The organism is Sulfolobus sp. A20 (assembly GCF_001719125.1).
Taxonomy (GTDB): domain Archaea; phylum Thermoproteota; class Thermoprotei_A; order Sulfolobales; family Sulfolobaceae; genus Saccharolobus.
Window position 1 is genome coordinate 1,714,962 of the sequence record NZ_CP017006.1, and the last position, 17,259, is coordinate 1,732,220.

The window sequence follows — 17,259 nt, forward strand, 5'->3', positions numbered from 1 at the left end:
AAAATTATCTTAGATTATTATTAATTACCTCGTATATTTGCCTTGCTGTTATATTTTGATTTAATGTTCTATAAAGTAAATTAGAAAACCATATTGGAACATTTACTATTTTTGGTAATACTATATAGTTTTTAGCTTGGCTTAAGTAGATAATGTAATTCCTTCCTCCTCTTGTATAGTCATCTATCGCTTTTTCAATTAAACTGTAATAATTGTCGGGGAAAACATAAGATCCAGTTAGTAACTTATACATGGAGGAACCTAGTGCAAAAATATCCATTGAGGGTTTTGCACCATCAGTCTTTAGGATAGCGCTAACTATTTGTTCATATGGACAATAAAATTCTGTGAATTGATCAAATTTCTCTCCTATTCTTCTAGCTGACCCTAGATCGCCAAGTTTCACAGCTACCCTTCCCGTGTATAGATTGTGAAAAATTTCCCTCTCATCCCTACCAACTGGCTTATCGAAATATATGTTCTGAGGTTTAACGTCTAAGTGAACATACCCCGCTGAATGAATTATATCTAAAGCCATAGCTACTTCTCTCATAATTACCGCAACTACCTTATACCATTCACTAGAGCGATAAGTTACACTACTCATAAGCTCATAAGAGCTTCCTCCTTCCATTAGTTCCATTACTATAAAGGGAGGTTTAGTCAAATATAGATAAGAATCTCCTTTTTCAATCCTCATTATATTATCTATACTAATCTCACTAATCCCATAAAGCTGAACTATATTATTGCTCTTTAATGAAATCTCTTGAAGACTGATGAATTCCTTTCCTAATTCTAAAACTATATTACCAGCGTTAATCCTAGTCTGCCCACTTTTACTCCCTTCTATCTTAGGTATTTTCATGGCTAGGAATTTGTCACCCTTTCTAACCTTTAGTACGTAAGAGCTTCCTCCTATCCCAATTATTTCCTCTACCTTATACTCCCCTATGTTTCTGCCTATCCAAATTTTTGGGTCCCAGTTGCTAACAGATGGTAAATGAGTAAGCTTTGTGAAGTATATATCAATTACTGGTTCACGTATTATACCATCACTGGGATTAGGTATGTATTTATCATTACCTATTTGCAAAGTGTCTACTCGAAACGTGTTAAAACTACTACTCCTTTTATCTAAATTAACCTTCAATATTTGGGAATCGGTATAGTACTTGTTAACGTTATTAATTGTAACAACCCATCTAACACCTCTGGGTAAGCCGTAAGCTCTAAAAATTACACTTCTGTTATTGAATTTGTTATCCCTTCTCCTCGGCTGGTTATAATTAGAAACGTTTACTCTAACCCCCTGCCATGCCAAAAGCTGTAAGGCATTGCTTATTTCATAAGACAAGATTATGAGTGACACTAATATTTCATTGCTTATTACTTCTGGCTTTACAATAAACTCATTATATATATAAAGAATTAATAGTACAAGAGACAGTGAAAAGGGGATTATTGAATATTTTTTCCTACTATCCCTATAAGCCTTATAAAGAAAGACGGAACCAAGAAGAAGGGAAATAATTGAGAATAAATACGCAAATATCGAGTTAAAGAAAAGAGGAGAATAAAGTGCAAAAGAGAAGAAAAGTCCAGCCAAGAAAGAATAAGCTATTGATATAAGACTTCCAAGTGCTATGCCGTAAATTAAGTAACCTACCAAGGGAATTACAATTGATATAATTATTCCTATTTTTGCTATCGTCTTGTTAGCCATCCTATTTGATTTTATCGTTTAATCACTTTTATATTTCTCCAACATGAGACCTTTAAATTAGACCAATAGAAAACTGGCCTATTTTGAGTATCACCGTTACTACGTCATAAATTATAATTTCGTATTAATAGAATGCCTAATGAAAATAATTTAAGTTTAACAACTCTGAATTTAAAGCTGGCTTAAGAATTCTATCCTTAACCTATCTAATATCGGAAAAAGCTCTACAAATAGACTTAACTATTTTTTAAAATTGAAAACATATGGATGGATACCATCGAATTTAAGCACATTGCTAAAACTTAATTTGAACGTTAAGATTTTTAATACTGTAGATTAAATTAATAATATAATCAATCTTATAGGCTGATTAATTAACCATGTGTACTATATCCTTGGAATATTCCTTGATATCTCCCTATAGTCATATTCTATCCAATTATTTAGATTTTTACAAACTACCTTAAATATATCAGCTCTATTATCATTTATTACGTCATTAGCCCAGTCCGGTATCCAGCTGATTATATGGGTTGTCATGAAATTATACTCATCGCTTAGTATTTTGAATAAGTCTCTATTTTCTTTTCTGATCTCATATTCCTCCTTAACTAAGTACGACATAAATGCTAAAATTGTTGATATATGGTCTGGTTCATGAACGAAGTTATCTCCAAATTTTATTAATAATCTCCTAGAACCATAAAATCTAGTTATATCTTGATACTTAAATAGAGCTATCTTTTCACCGCTAATTACGAAAAATCTTTTACTTTCTACCGGAGTCAATGGTTTATAACCCAAACCAGTTAAGAAAAGTGTTGAGTACTCTACTAAGTAGTCACTCTTCTTCTTTTCGAAAAACTTTTGTCTGATTTCTGATAAATCGACCTTTGCAATTTCCTTTACTAAATCTCCTAACTTTTCCTCTGCCTTATTGATCTTATCAATCATTTGCTGATATTGTCTATCATCAATCTTGTACAAAAAAATTTCAGAAAATAAATCGTAAATATGGAACCTTAAAATGGTCTGTTCAAACATAAAAAATAACCTACCTTTTATTCTTGACTAGAGTTAGTTCCTTGACCATTCCCTTCAGTATACGTCGAATTATCTCCTTGAGCTCCTAACTGAACTACACCATTACCAGTCCAAACATTATAATATTCAGCCTGAGATAACAATTCGACATCCTCGTCAGCTGCATACTCACTTCTCCAAGGTAAATATCCGCTAGCTGGATTAGCACCCGTTTCTGGACCCAATACGAAACCACCTTTATCAACAAACAATATTGTTCCTGGATCTGTAGGATCTAATATATTAGCCCAAATTCTAGCTTGAACCATACATCCATGGATACATGCGGGTATTCTTTCTTCTGGAGGCAAATTAGGATCGTAAATCCTATCAAAACAGTGAGTACACTTCTTTACTACACCTTCTATAGGATCGAACAGCCTATTTCCGTAAGGACAACCATATATACAGTACTTGCATCCTATACACTTAGTATAATCTACTAGAACTATTCCATCTTCAATCCTCTTAAATGTGGCTCCTACTGGGCAAACTGGTACACATGGGGCATTTAAGCAGTGGAAGCAATTTATCGGAATATTATAAACCTTAGTCTGAGGCCAGTTTCCTACCTCTATATATAATACTCTAAGCCAGAACATTACGTCTAGATCTCCATAGGGATTTATATCGGGCAATGGACCGAACATACCAGAAGTATTCCATTCCTTGCACGACATCTGACAACCTCCGCATCCAAAACATTTATTCAAATCAGTAATGATAGCGTAATTAGTGTTTGGCTTAAAGGGTAATTGATACTCTACTCCATTTTGATATATATTTAAGGTTATTTGATTGGAGGAGGACATAACTATTATCACCCCGCTGACGAAGTAGACTCAGATGCAAAACCATATCTTACCTTATAATTACCGATTACATAACCGTTCTGAGCTAATGAGCTAGGAGCTACAAAGCTCCATATTGAAGTGTTTTGAATCGTATTAGCGTTAAATCTTAAGTGTGGAACATTTACGGGTTGTGCAAATGCTGGTATAGCAGGAGCATTACTCACACTTATCTGCCCTCCGCTTAACTGAGACGAAATTACACTAAGAATGTCTTGACTACTGAAATTCTGCCCCATGTAAATGAATCTATTAGCTGTTACAGATACCTTATTTACCGTGGCTTTTCCAACAATTTTAATTCTAGAATCATGCCATGCAGTCTGCCCAGTTATGGGATCTAAATTCATTATAGGAAATGCATTATCTGTCTCTGGGCTTAATTGCCCACCTCTAGATGGAGGCATGTATGATATATTAGCCCAGTTATTAAGGATACTGTATTTTACTTGCGGTGAATCAGGAGTCTGACTTCTAAACCCTGGTAGAGCTTGAGCGGATACTACAACCCATGCTGATCCAGGTCTAGTAGCCTCGTCTAGAAATGCTATTCCCGTTAATTGAGTTCTTAATCCTCCACTCCAAGGTTCATTTACTGCCTCAAATATGACGAAATCCCCATTATTAATCCCCATTGACTTGACGTAAGGATCAGCCTTACTTAACATCACTGGCGTATAAGGCATTATTGCGGTAAGCCAAGGTACGTTAAAGGACCAGCTGTGATAAGTTCTATCATGTCTCCTAACGAAGAAGGTTAATGGATATTCTGATAAGTTTATTCCATCTTGTGTTATATCAGATTGCCACGTGGGTGGTGGGTAGAAACCACCAAATGGTCTGTGATAGTCTAAAAGATTTTTCTGCAGTGCTTTTCCATAACTATCGTTCGGAAGGACTGACGGTATCAAGAACTTAGAGTTTCCAGTGAGCTTGTAGTAGTAATAATATGCTGCATTATATCCCTTCCATTTTCCAGCTGCAGCTAACCTAAACTTTTGCAAATACTCTAAATAAATTCTGTGGACATAAGGCAAGCCAATAGGGCCGTAACCACCAGGCATATACGCTCCCCAGCCTCTGAAATAGAACATATTAACATTTCTCATGTATCTTATTGATGGAGGCAATACATATACTGCCCCTCCTTTACCTACTTTCACCATGCCAGGATTAATATCGTTTAACGTCATTTGTCCGCTTGCATAATTTTCAATAATCGTTTGAAACATTGCTTGTAATAGGGGTTGGAACTTAACTGGTATCCTAAAGTAGTGTTCAATTCCACTGCTCCTATTACCTGCGGAAATCTTATAAGTTGTCGCGGTAGAGAATTGCATACCAGATGGTACTTGGGATAGAATTTGGTTTATCACAGTAGTTTGGTCAGCACCATTCGGTACAAAAGATGCATACAGTTTTAATTGTTGAGGATTGGGTGATTGTGCCCCTTCTTCATTCGTTAGTATGTACTCAAAGTTACTACCATATCCTGCTAAAAGCGTTCCACTTTTCAGTATATACATTCCGGATGATATCAGTCCGGGTTGCCCTTGAGCTAAGATTTGTTGACCAGTTACTGGATCGTGAATCGTAATAGGGCTTACTAGAGGGAGACCTGTCACTGGATCTTGTGTAGTGTAATGAGGATTATTAGAAGGAGATATAGATAGATTTGGATTTGCTTTTTGATTTGGATAAGCTCTTAATAGCCACGCTAAAGTAAGGAGAAAATCGCCTGCAGCTAGCACGGGATACAAAGAAGGCAATGAAGGCCAATTTAGTGAGTCAGAAGGACCTTGTGGAAGACTAGTGGGCCTATCGAAAGTGGAATGGAATCCGTAAATCTCAAGGAACGATAAGTCTGGGATTATCAGGTCAACAACGTTATTAGTCTCTTGCATGAATAAGTCTATACTTATTGTGAAAGGAATGTAATAGTTTCCATTAGAATCGGTATCTGTGACTTTTTGTAGTAAATCAGTTAAAGTATATGCATTATTCCAGTAGGGTGCTGTGATATACCACATCATTGCTTGTATCTGATATGGGAATATTCCAGCACTAGCATATTTATTAATATAATGAGTCGTATAAGCAACAGCTGAAATTGACCTTTGAGTAGTTAATGGTATTTCCCAACTATATGCTCTATCTACTAATAATGGCCTTCCAGTCTTATAGATAACTAGGTCATCTGGACCATCTGGAAAGCCATACGGTCCTGCAGGCACTACACTTACACTAGCTATATCCACAGTTCCATCATTGTAAATTAACTCATTTTTCAAGAACCCTGCTCTTCCTCCGGCTTGAGGCTTAACACCTAATGAAGCTAGATCTGGGTCTATTGATGGAGTATTAGCTAATGGATGAGGAGGTACTGCATGCCCTGGGAAGTAGTGAGGATATGGATATTTATACAAATCAGCCCCTGGGTTATCCCAAGCACCTACAACTAATACTAAATAGTAGAGCGAAGCAGCAGACATGAAACCGTTTGCATGGGCAGCTAGACCTCTCATAAAGTATATTGAAACTGGTCTACCAATCACGTAATCGTGATATCTCCCTAAATAATCTACCCATTTAGCTGGCTGTTGTATAGCTTTCTGGAAGGCAACTGTAGCTATTTCATTAGCTATTCTGACCACTGTATTATGAGGTATGCCCGTTACATTTGCTACATTAAGTGCACCATATTGCGCAGGTTGATCATATGGCGTATAAGGATCATAATTCATTAATTCTGCCCTCAGTAGTTCAAAGGCTGTAGTAACTGTTAACGTGATGGTATTATTGCTGTTAGGTGATACAGGGACAGTGATCTGTATTGCGGGAACTTTGACAGTCTGTCCATTCTTCAGTTTGTATGGAACTTGAACTATTTGAGACAACATATTGGATGGTAACTCGTCTAGCGTCAGTATCGGAAACACGCCCTTCTGCCAAGGAGTGTCTACAAAAGCATAAACATTACCATCATTACCCATAACAGCTTCGAGCCAAGGATGAGCAGGGAAAGATATCGAAACAGTCTTACCGCTTGAGGTAGTCGCAGTTATCTTCTGAGGTTTTGCGTATAACGGGTTATTCACTGGCATTCTAACGTGTAAGCCCACATTGCTTCCTGCTGTAGGATCAGTAGGATCTAGTGCATCTCCGTTTTGAGGATTTGGATTTACTATGACGAGCCAAGATAAATTAGTATAATACCTTAGAAACTCCTCATCTATATGCGGAAATACGGCGGTCTCTGGTATATCTCCAAACTGAGGTAATTGCACTACTTGACCACTTGGAGAGATAGTTTGCATAATTAACTGTCCAGTACTTGGATCATATACAGGTGAAACTGGTTGTAGCGTTATTGGATTTAAGACAGTTTGCCCTTTAGATACTTTATAAACGTAATAATGAAAGTCAACTAATACCCTTATCCATCCCATTGCTAGTGCTCCATCCGTAGCGGGGTTAACATACAGATGTTCGTCAGATACACTATAGAATCCAAACCTTTCTGGGGCTATTGTAACTACTTTTCCTCCATTCTCCCTAATTCTTGCTATTATTCTTCTCATCCAGTTAGGGAAGTGGTCTCCAGCTAGTCCAGCTAGTATAAAGTATTGTGATCTTTCCTCATCTGGTCCAGCATATTCCCATACTGGAGCTCCAGTTACGTAAACTCCAGCAGAATAGACGTTCATTGAGCAAAATCCGCCGTGAGCTCCAGCATTAGCTGTACCGAAATTACCCGCAAAGAAACCTGCAGTTATACCCGGTATTAATTGGTCTCTACCTTGGAAGAATGCTAATCCATGGGGATTCGTTTCCCTTATCTTAAGTAGTCCCGGGAAGTTACCTATTCCTAGTTCAGAAGGATTTAATCCAAGTTTAGACCAAGAACTAGCATTTGCCCCATTAACTATTATATCATAAGCAGTATCATAATCTATAGCTACCCATTTACCCGAGCCTCTTGGACCAGCTCTTAGTAATGGATATCTTAATCTTGCTGGTGTGAAGTAATAGAAAACGTCTGATGCTCCTCTTGGGCAAACACCACCATCATTTATGTGCCAGCCAATTGTTCCAGTAACAAATCTGGGATAACCCTCTGGTGTTCTAGTAACTTGAATAGCACACCTACCTAGACACTGAAAGCAATTCGTATAAACTATTTCATCTGAGGGATAATTTAGTGTATATTGAACGTCATTAGTAGCTGATGAGAAAATTTTATCTATTACTGGTGGAGCCTCGAAAAGTAAAGCAGTACCTACAGCAACAGCTCCGCTAATCTTCAGAAAATCACGTCTAGTCAGCTTTAATTGGCTCATTCCTAATCTAAAAAACTAATTTTACTTAAGTTTTTTAAAGATTCACTTCAAAATGTAGATATTACCAGTTGTTCATATTTTTAATAACGGTAAAGTTAGGTTTTTTTAAGCTCTACTCATTTAAACTAATATATTAAAATCTCTTTCTTTTGAAATAAGTTAAAATAAGGGTTTATTAGACTATATAAATTAAGTTTTTAAGATTGGACGAGAATAATAGAATGTAATGATTAAATTAGACGATATAGATATTATGGTGCTTGAAGAGTTTATAATATATTTAAATTTGACCTCTTACAAATTCTCTAAGATAACTGGTGTTCCTAACGCTACATCATGGAGAGTTTTCAACAGACTAGCTGAATTAGGTTTAATAAGGAAGAACGATAAGGGATTTGCAATAACTCCAAGAGGTGTGGTAATCACATATCTTCATACGAACAAGGAAAATATTAAGAAGAGTTGTCTGTCGTTGCTTAAAAAGTTCTGGAATTATAACGGTAATGAAGAGGATCTCAAAAGTTTCTTAGAAGATATTTGTAAAGTGCTTAAGTCACTTAAGCTGTCCCCCTTTACAATATGTTTTAATCAACCAGTAACTGTGGCTACAATGTTATATAATAGAATAGAGAGTCTTCGAGAAGAGAGTAAAAGGGTAATTGCGGATATCTTCTTGAATTTCTTTCCATCAGTTGATTTAAGTAACGGCTGTAAAGCAATAATATCGTACGATAATGAAGGAAAACCCTACGCATTAGTTGCTAGATGTAGAAAGGAAGGTGTAAAATTAAATTATTATTGCCCAGAAATATCAAAATACTTAGGTAAGATGAATAATGAATTACTACAAAAACTACATTGAATTAGGGTTTAATCCTTCAACTCTCCTTGTCACTTGTGACTTAGGCAAGCAATCAGATATATACCATGGCAATAAAGGTGAGAGAGTAAAAATAACATTAATAAAATCTCCCGTTAAAATGGAAAAGTTTGATAAAAATTCACAAATTCTAATTTATTACTTCTCGCCTAAACATAGTTTAGCCATAGAAAGGGAAATCTCATTACAAAAAGATTCACTAGTTTCAGCATCTACGCTAAGATTTGTTGATTTAAGCCTAGATCCTTTGTCAGAAGTTTATGAGGATATACTTAAAGGATTAGTGTTGAATCCAATAATAATTAAAGGAGCAGTTGATAATATATACTTTAAGAGAGAAGACGTTGTATTTGGCTGGGGTATAGGTGAGGGAAGGGCAAAATTTGGTAATTTTGAACCTACGGATTGTTGCATAATAGGTACGTTAGGAGAATTGGCGTTTATATCATTATATAATAGATATTTACTAGGATATATTAATAATGTTGATATAAACTACATAAGGGAAGAGAAAGATAAGATAATACGAAAATCGTCAAAAGTTTACAAGGAATTGGGAGAAGCGATAAAGGAAAATGAGGATCACGTAGTTTTTGCTGATGATATAGGATTTAATTCAGATATGAAGAAAAAACTGGTTGGAATAAATAAGTTACCTATACGTGATAGGAAAATTTTATTAATCGCTAGTAACATAATGAAAAACCCTTTAGCTAGTCCTTTTCTAGGTCTAGTTTTAGGGGATAAAGTAGGTATAGAGAGAATTTGTGATAAGGCAACAAGCTTGGGTTTAAACATATATAAGGTAAAGGTTTCTACTCCCCCAAAATATACTTTTTAAATTTTCCCTTCATCTTTTCGATATGAATAGTTATCCATATTTACTAATCATTTTAAACTCTACACACAAAGGTTGTTTAGATGGAAGAAGATATAATTGAGGAAGCTGAAAAATTGCTTGAGAAAAGAGAGAATTTAGAAGTGATTAAAACGCTCAAAGAGATTCAAGTGCCAGATGCATATGTCCTGAGAAGCAAAGCTTATTATAACTTAGGAGATAAAGAAAATGCTATAAAAGAATTAGAGGAGGGTATAAAGAAATTTCCATATTCGCACTATTTATATTATGAATTAGCTCTGATATTTTTTATGGAAAATGAGTTGAATAGAGCTCTAGATGAAATTGAAAAGGCGTTATCAATTATACCGTATTCATATGATTATAACAAACTTAAGGCAAAAATTTTATTCAAGATGGAAGAATACGAGAAGGCTTATGAAGTATTAGTTTTCGTAAATAAACTAAAGCCAGATGATGTTGAGAGTAGAATGATGAGGGCTGAATGTTTCTATAGGACTGGCAAATACTTAGATGCATTATATGAGATAAATAGGGCATTAGAGTATAATAATAGAGATCATTTATTACATTATTTGAAGGGTAAGATATATTTGGAAACTGGCTATTTCAGGTTAGCTGTAAGTGAGTTTAAAATAGCAATTAGCATTTCTCCCTCAGCAGAGTATTACTATTATTTAGCACTGGCTGAGTATATGAACAAGGAATATGATAAAGCAATGAATGATATTAGTAAGGCGATAAGTATAGATCCTAATAACCATAAGATTAAAGAATTTTATGAATCGTTGAAAAATATGAATAAATAGTAATATCAGTTTTCTGAAAATAGATGTTTATTACATGACAATTCATAGATTTACTTATATGTCACTAATGAGGCTAAACGTTGGTTTATTAGTGTCAAAAAAGGGCAGAGAATACTTAGGAGATGAGCTCCTCAAAGAAATATTCAGCGAGGGTGAGTTGTCATATGCTGCTGAATATGGAGACTATGTAGTTAATGATCTTAGAGATAATGACATACAAGCATTAGTGATTGTGAGTGAAAGGGAAAATAAAGATATATCAGATTTTCTGAGAAATATTGATGATCTAACAGCTATTAATCCATTATCTATCGAACATGTTTATCTTGAATGGTTAGAAAGTAAGGAACAAGCTAAGGCATTGATATTAGCATACATAAGCAAGGCTTCATTATCTTTTCTCGCTAAAAGAGTTCAGCCAGTAAGATCTAAGAATTTATCGAGAAGATCATTACTAAGGGGAAAGTTGTACTACTATAAGCCCTATCCAGTATTATATCAAGAAATAAGCTTCGAAAGAGAAATGAACTATTTATCCTCTTTATGTGAGTTAGTTACTAAAACGCCGGAAGGACCACAAGTTTCTAATCCAGAGACGTGTTCGGCTTGTGGTTTCTGTTCTGGAATGTCGTTTTTAGGTTATTTGGAAGTACCCAATTTTACTACTGACCAAATAATAGCATACTTGAATGCTTTAGCTAAATATGCCCCAAATGATAAGCCAAGCGTTGTTTTAATTACATGCAATAAAATTGGAAAGATTCCTCAATTAGACGGAATACATATTTATCCCCTAATAGCCCCATGTATTTCGTCAGTTCACGATTCATTCTTAATGATAATCTTTGCCTCCGGCTTTTATCCCGTTGTATTTTCACCAGATAATAAATGCGAATTGAGAGATATCGCAAAATTGAGGGCTGAAGCTATGATGAAAAAATTTCCGGGTACTGAAATAAATTTCCCGTATGTAGAAGACTTCAAAGAACTTGAACTAGTATTAAAAGGTATCTCCAATTCTCAGAATCTTGAGAGGAGTTACATTCCTCAAGATCTCCCTCTAAGTAGGAGTAGGAGAAGAAGCCTAATGCTTTGGTCGTTATCAGAGGTTAGTAAAAGAATGGTATTAAATGAGGAGGATGAAATTCCCGGTGTGTACGAAGTTATAGTAGATCCTAATAAATGTGTATTATGTGGCGTTTGCGTGAGATCATGTCAGATGTTAGTCTTCGACATGAAAAATAATCCCGAAACTTCCAATCTATATTATGATCTTTCTTACTGCATAGGTTCACAGAGATGTGTTAGAAACTGCCCAGAAAAGGCAGTATATGTAAAAGGATTTGTGAAAATAAAGGATCTGGGTAAAAAATTAGTCGTTACATCTAGGATTGTTAAATGCAGATACTGTGGAAAGCCATTAGATTCATTTAGGATAAAGAGCAGGGTTGGTGAAATGTTATCGAGTTTAGGGATACAAGATTTAGAGGATTACACTGATGTATGCAACGAGTGTAAACAAAAGATATTAACTAAAAGATGGATAGAAAAGGTGTTGATGAAGAAATGAGTTACATCATAACTCTTATAAACACATTAGTGAAGTTACCTAATTCTAATACAATTATAGATCAGATAAAATCTTCAGACAAATATTACAGAATAGAAATTAATGTAGATGACGTAACTCCATATGATGATATATATTATCTAGAAGAGTTATCCTATAGGGGTAGAATATATATTGCAACTAACTTGCCAAAGAAGACCGCGTATGATATATTAAATAAGTTCAACATTGATGCATTCATTAGTAATGTAATATCCGCTGAAGAACCTAAAGCATTCACCAATAATCCAAACTATTTCAATTATTTATTAAAAATCACTAACCTTAAAACTGGATATTTTATAACTGCTAATGATCTCTCAATAAGTGTTGCAAAATCATTTGGTTTAAAAACGATCTTTTTAGACCGAGATGGTAAAAAGAGTAGTGTAAACAGCCTCAAGAAATTGGTTGAGATAACTTCCAAATCTTATGTCGACTCTAAAATAGGTGACTCGGCATTGAGGTGTAGTTAAGTGATGGATTCTGACATCGTAGACTTGTTTAAAGAATTAGGGATGAAGGTTGAAAAAGGCAAGGGCGAAGGATTATATTTTCATGTAACAGTTTCTCCACCAGTAGGTAATGCTCCTGCGGTATCTATTATAAGACCTAACGCCAATTCCAAATATTATATAGTAACAATGTTAATTGAACTGGATATTTCTAGGGTTACCTCGGAAAAAATAAAGAGAGTTTTGATAGAACTAGCTAAGATGAACGTAGAGGCATTTATGAACCCTCCAGATAAGCCCAATTTGATACAGATTGCTAAGTTGCTTTACTCTGAGGGTTTAACTAAAAATGAGGTTATTAATGCTGTAACGCTAGTGAAGAATGCAGGCTTTCTAGCGTATAACCTTATATATGATTGAAATATGTATACTTAGTAATATCAAATAAGTGAAATTAAGGTTTATTTATAATCTAATGTGATTTTCTATTTAATGGGTCTATTTACTGCACCAGCACCTGGTACCAACTTCGGAATAAACTCGCCAATAATACAGATTAATCAGTATCCAGTGTGGGATATAACAGTAGCGTTAGCTCTCTATTTTACTGGACTAGGAGGAATGTTAATGGCTATAACGGGTGCTTTAGAGTTAAGTGGCAAATATCCTAATCTTGTCAAAAGGAATTCAATATTCGCATTCATATTCACAGTATTAGCTCTAGTAACTTTCGATATACACTTAGGGAATCCAGTCAGAGGATTCTTCGCTCCGGCTAACGCTCTTCTTGAATTAACCCATTCATGGATGGCGAGAGGTATAATATTTGTGGGAGGTCTACTATTATTCTCATTTCTGTTCATGGTACTAAAAGTGCTTAATAATAAAAACGTAGTCGCTAATTGGACATTAGCCATACTGGGACTAATTGCGGGCATTTTTTCGACTACGTATAGCGGATTTGAATTAGCTGCAACTACTGGAATACCATTTTGGAATAATGGAGGATTACCAGCTCTGTTTTTAGCGTCTGGAACTGTAGGAGGTGCTGCTTGGAGTTACATAATGAGCTTAATAGATAGAGGAGAGGAGGGAATAAGAGCGAGAAGGTTAACCGCAAAAATCTTAATGTATTCTGCAATAGCAGAACTGGCAACGTGGTTCTTATTTATGGCTAACGTTAATTTTATCTACGTATTCGATCAAGTAGCTTACGAATATATGCTATCCTCTGTAACATTTATCATAGATTTAGCTTTCTTAGCTTTAACTTTCATTATCCCTGGCGTAGGAAACTTAATGTTATGGAGAATGGTTAAACCGACCGGAGGACAATCTATTGTAGACTTTCCAGCATATATTAAATACGCAATCTTGGTTGTTGCTATTCTAGCCCTTATAGCGGGATTCTATACTAGAGCCGATGTATTATTTGCTGGGCAATACGCATATCAGCTAGCTCCGATGACTCCATTTCAAACTACTAGTAATCAACCTATACCTGTTGGTTCGTTCGGATGGAGAAGTTAATTTTTCTTTTTTGTTTATAAAATTTTTTTAACTATATCATGAAAACCAATTCAATACAAATAAACTATACTAATTAATGAATTTTTTCGTAACTTATATTAGCTAAATAAGAACTTCTAATCAATGGTGCCAAATTTATTAATTTCTATCCTTGTTGCGTGATATAATATTTATTTTTGAGAGCGTCTTACGAAGAGAAAACTATCATAGAGAAAAATTCTGCAACATTTTGTAAATGGTAAATACAGAATTATAATGACCATTTGAAGGTATAAAATAAATTATAAAATTTGTTAATATATTATAGTCATGAGGATTTAAATTTTGTAAAATCTAATTCGTCAATAAGCTGGTTGTAATTAATATTTTATACCTATGTAACGGCACTATGATATAAAATTCATCTGTATTGCCTTTAGTAATTATAATCAATTTGCGTTAATTGGCGCGAATATCAATATCCTACTAAAATGTTACTGCGTAATCTCTAATCTGAAATTTATTTTATCATTAACCAAAACTTCTTAGTAAGTAATGGAGATAATTCATCTTGAGCATTAATGACTATCGTTCTAAAGAAGTCTTATCCTCGTTCTTCTTAATTTAATAAATTTTTATAAAAATTAAAGATATAACTTACACACATCTTAATGAGTATAAATTAAAGAATAGTTTAATATGAAGATTTAAGAAGTGAAAAACAACTATGATAGTCTTCAATCTTATAAATGAACGCTTTCAAAAAAAATCTATTTTAATTTGGAGTAAACTTGTATAAGTTCTTCAGTGGATTTAACCTGCCTCTCGATCTCCTTATATTTTATCCTCTCAAGAAATTCAAGAATCTCCTTTGGCTTATCAATACCGCACATCGTCATAGTACCCCTAAGTAAATAACCGAAAACCCAAGGACCCCCACCAATACTGTTAACAAATTCTTTAACCTTCTCAGAGTTATCGATAATGAAATTACAGATTTCCTCCCTAACAAAGGGATTATGTGCCAATAAGCTAAACACGAATCTAGCATCTTGAAACTTTATAGTTCTGTTAAATATCAATTCTATAATCTTTTCGACTACTGATTTATCTCTTATTGCAACCATACCTTTTAGAAATCTGTATCTTTCCTCGTCAATATTAGCAGAAATATACTTATTCAGTAATGTTGAAAAATCTGACGTTGCAACACCATAAGCTATCGCGACAGCTTCCTTAATATTACTATCTAACTTGTCATTTTCCTGAAACAGATAAGATAAGCCCAATGCAAAATCCTCATCAATAGAAGCTAAGGAACTCATTAGAGTGGAATAAGCCATTTTGCTTAAGTCATCTTTCAAATCCTTATAGATCTTTACTTGGTTAGTCAAAAACTCTCTTATCGCGTCATAGTATTTATTCTTATTTATATTATACAAAGTGAGGAGTTCAGACACAATTTCGCTTGTTAAGAATGAATTTTTAGTATATTCATATTTCTTGACTATATTAAGATATTGATCCACTTTAAAAAGACCAGCTAGGACAAAATTCCAGTAATCATTCACTAATCCTAGCTCCTCATATCTGTTGAGATTAGCTTTAAACACTGGCTCTAAGGAACTATAGAATACTCTATAGAAACCACTCCTATTTACATTAACTTTTATAGTCTCTATCCCTCCTTCTACACTTAATTTATAATATGACTCCTTCATGAGCAAAGTACTAAACTTTCCATTTGTTTCAAACGTTAATGGGACCTTGTATATAGTATTATCATTATTTTCCAATAGAGTAAATCTCCTTTGGCGAAATTCAATTGAGCTATCTCTTATGTCAACAAAGATTATGGGGTAGCCTTGTTTTGTTATCCAATCTGATACTACATCATTAATGTTTGAACCATAAGATGAGGAAATACTACTCCAAAAATCAAAACCCCTAGCATTAGAAAAGGAAAAAGACTTAAGATAAGAAACAACACCCCTCCTAAAAAACTCATCACCAACAAAAGACTCAAACATCCTCAAAACACTAGCACCCTTACCATAACTAATATCATCAAACATCTGCTCAACATCACTAACAGAAGAAACATCAGACCTAATAGGATGAGAGGAGAAGAGAGAGTCCTCTTCTAAGGCACTAAGCGTCTCATTATATATAAAAGAGCCTATCGGATCCCACTCTGGGTGTAGTTCTGCTAAAGCCTTATGACTCATGAAAGTAGCAAAACTCTCATTAAGCCAAAGATCATCCCACCAATACAGAGTAACCAAATTACCAAACCACTGATGAGCCAACTCATGAGCAACAACCTCAGCAACCCTAAACCTCTGCTGAGAAGAAGAAGAATCATCAGCCAACAAAGCAGTCTCCCTAAAAGTAATAGCACCCCAATTCTCCATAGCCCCATAAGCGAACTCTGGCACAGCTATTAAGTGAACCTTTGGTAGTTGGTATGGTATTTCAAAATACTTTTCGTAGAAATCTAAGACCTTCCTAGCAATGTTCATTGCGAAATAACCCCTCTTAGACTTACCCTCAGTAGTTGCAAGAATAATAGTAGGCACCCTACTACTATCAACAACCTCCTCAAAATCACCAATGCCTAAATATAACAAATACGTAGACATCCTAGGAGTCTCATCAAACTCATAAACAACCTTACCACCATCATCCCTAAAACTAACAATAGGCATATTAGAAATAACCTTCAAACCCCTATCAACCCTAACAAACAACTTAAACCTAGCCTTCATATAAGGAACATCAAAACAAGGAATAAAACGCCTAGCATGAGAAGCCTCAAACTGAGTAGTAACAATATACTTTTTATTATTGTCATATGGTGCGATATAAATACCTACTATTGATTTATCAGAGGCTCTCCCTTTGAACCTTATTTCTAATTCCTTACCTACCTTAGAATATACTACTAACTTATCGTTATTTACATCATATCTTACACTATTACCGTCTGCCTTAACTTCCAAAATTTCTATTCCAACACTATCAATTTCTAACTTATCCTCATCTGAAACCATCTGGATTTTTTCATTGCCATAATATTCAGGTCCATTGAAGTCGAGAAAGATTTCATATCTATATAAGGTAATCATACATCTTTAA

At 34.7% G+C, this 17,259-nt stretch carries 12 protein-coding genes; 7 read left to right on the forward strand and 5 right to left on the reverse strand.

Annotated features, from left to right (window positions below):
- Nucleotides 1–4: 4 nt before the first annotated feature.
- The 4 genes from BFU36_RS08915 to BFU36_RS08930 form a co-directional block, all read right to left on the reverse strand.
- Nucleotides 5–1,726, reverse strand: a complete 1,722-nt coding sequence (locus BFU36_RS08915) for a protein kinase domain-containing protein (protein ID WP_069283562.1) — start codon at nt 1,724–1,726, stop codon at nt 5–7.
- A 387-nt stretch (nt 1,727–2,113) separates the two neighbouring features.
- Nucleotides 2,114–2,770, reverse strand: a complete 657-nt coding sequence (locus BFU36_RS08920) for a molecular chaperone (RefSeq protein ID WP_069283563.1) — start codon at nt 2,768–2,770, stop codon at nt 2,114–2,116.
- 17 nt (nt 2,771–2,787) lie between these two features.
- Complete coding sequence (locus BFU36_RS08925; protein WP_069284689.1) at nt 2,788–3,621, reverse strand: 4Fe-4S dicluster domain-containing protein; 834 nt, start codon at nt 3,619–3,621, stop codon at nt 2,788–2,790.
- 8 nt (nt 3,622–3,629) lie between these two features.
- The gene (locus BFU36_RS08930; protein ID WP_069283565.1) at nt 3,630–8,000 is read right to left on the reverse strand and encodes a twin-arginine translocation signal domain-containing protein; all 4,371 of its coding nucleotides are present in this window, start codon (nt 7,998–8,000) and stop codon (nt 3,630–3,632) included.
- A gap of 226 nt (nt 8,001–8,226) precedes the next feature.
- Here BFU36_RS08930 and BFU36_RS08935 point away from each other — a divergent pair, with 226 nt between their 5' ends.
- The 7 genes from BFU36_RS08935 to nrfD all read left to right on the forward strand — a co-directional run bounded on the left by BFU36_RS08935 (nt 8,227) and on the right by nrfD (nt 14,142).
- Nucleotides 8,227–8,862 carry a hypothetical protein gene (locus BFU36_RS08935; RefSeq protein ID WP_069283567.1) on the forward strand — a complete coding sequence of 212 codons (636 nt, stop codon included), beginning with the start codon at nt 8,227–8,229 and terminating at the stop codon, nt 8,860–8,862.
- Nucleotides 8,837–9,721 carry a hypothetical protein gene (locus BFU36_RS08940; protein WP_231961108.1) on the forward strand — a complete coding sequence of 295 codons (885 nt, stop codon included), beginning with the start codon at nt 8,837–8,839 and terminating at the stop codon, nt 9,719–9,721. Before BFU36_RS08935 ends, BFU36_RS08940 begins: the two co-directional genes overlap by 26 nt.
- 80 nt (nt 9,722–9,801) lie before the next feature.
- A complete protein-coding gene (locus BFU36_RS08945) occupies nt 9,802–10,548 on the forward strand; it encodes a lipopolysaccharide assembly protein LapB (protein ID WP_069283569.1) in 747 nt (248 codons plus the stop codon).
- Nucleotides 10,549–10,606: 58 nt separating this feature from the next.
- A complete protein-coding gene (locus tag BFU36_RS08950; protein WP_069283571.1) occupies nt 10,607–12,118 on the forward strand; it encodes a ferredoxin family protein in 1,512 nt (503 codons plus the stop codon).
- A complete protein-coding gene (locus tag BFU36_RS08955; protein WP_069284691.1) occupies nt 12,115–12,633 on the forward strand; it encodes an HAD hydrolase-like protein in 519 nt (172 codons plus the stop codon). Before BFU36_RS08950 ends, BFU36_RS08955 begins: the two co-directional genes overlap by 4 nt.
- Nucleotides 12,634–12,636: 3 nt before the next feature.
- A complete protein-coding gene (locus tag BFU36_RS08960) occupies nt 12,637–13,032 on the forward strand; it encodes a DUF2299 domain-containing protein (protein ID WP_069284692.1) in 396 nt (131 codons plus the stop codon).
- 72 nt (nt 13,033–13,104) lie between these two features.
- Nucleotides 13,105–14,142 (forward strand): NrfD/PsrC family molybdoenzyme membrane anchor subunit, encoded by a 1,038-nt coding sequence (gene nrfD / locus BFU36_RS08965; protein WP_069283573.1) that lies wholly within the window; start codon nt 13,105–13,107, stop codon nt 14,140–14,142.
- A gap of 749 nt (nt 14,143–14,891) precedes the next feature.
- Here the strand turns inward: nrfD and BFU36_RS08970 are convergent.
- Nucleotides 14,892–17,249, reverse strand: coding sequence for a M1 family metallopeptidase (locus BFU36_RS08970; RefSeq protein ID WP_069283575.1), 2,358 nt, complete (start codon nt 17,247–17,249; stop codon nt 14,892–14,894).
- Between the last annotated feature and the right edge of the window lie 10 nt (nt 17,250–17,259).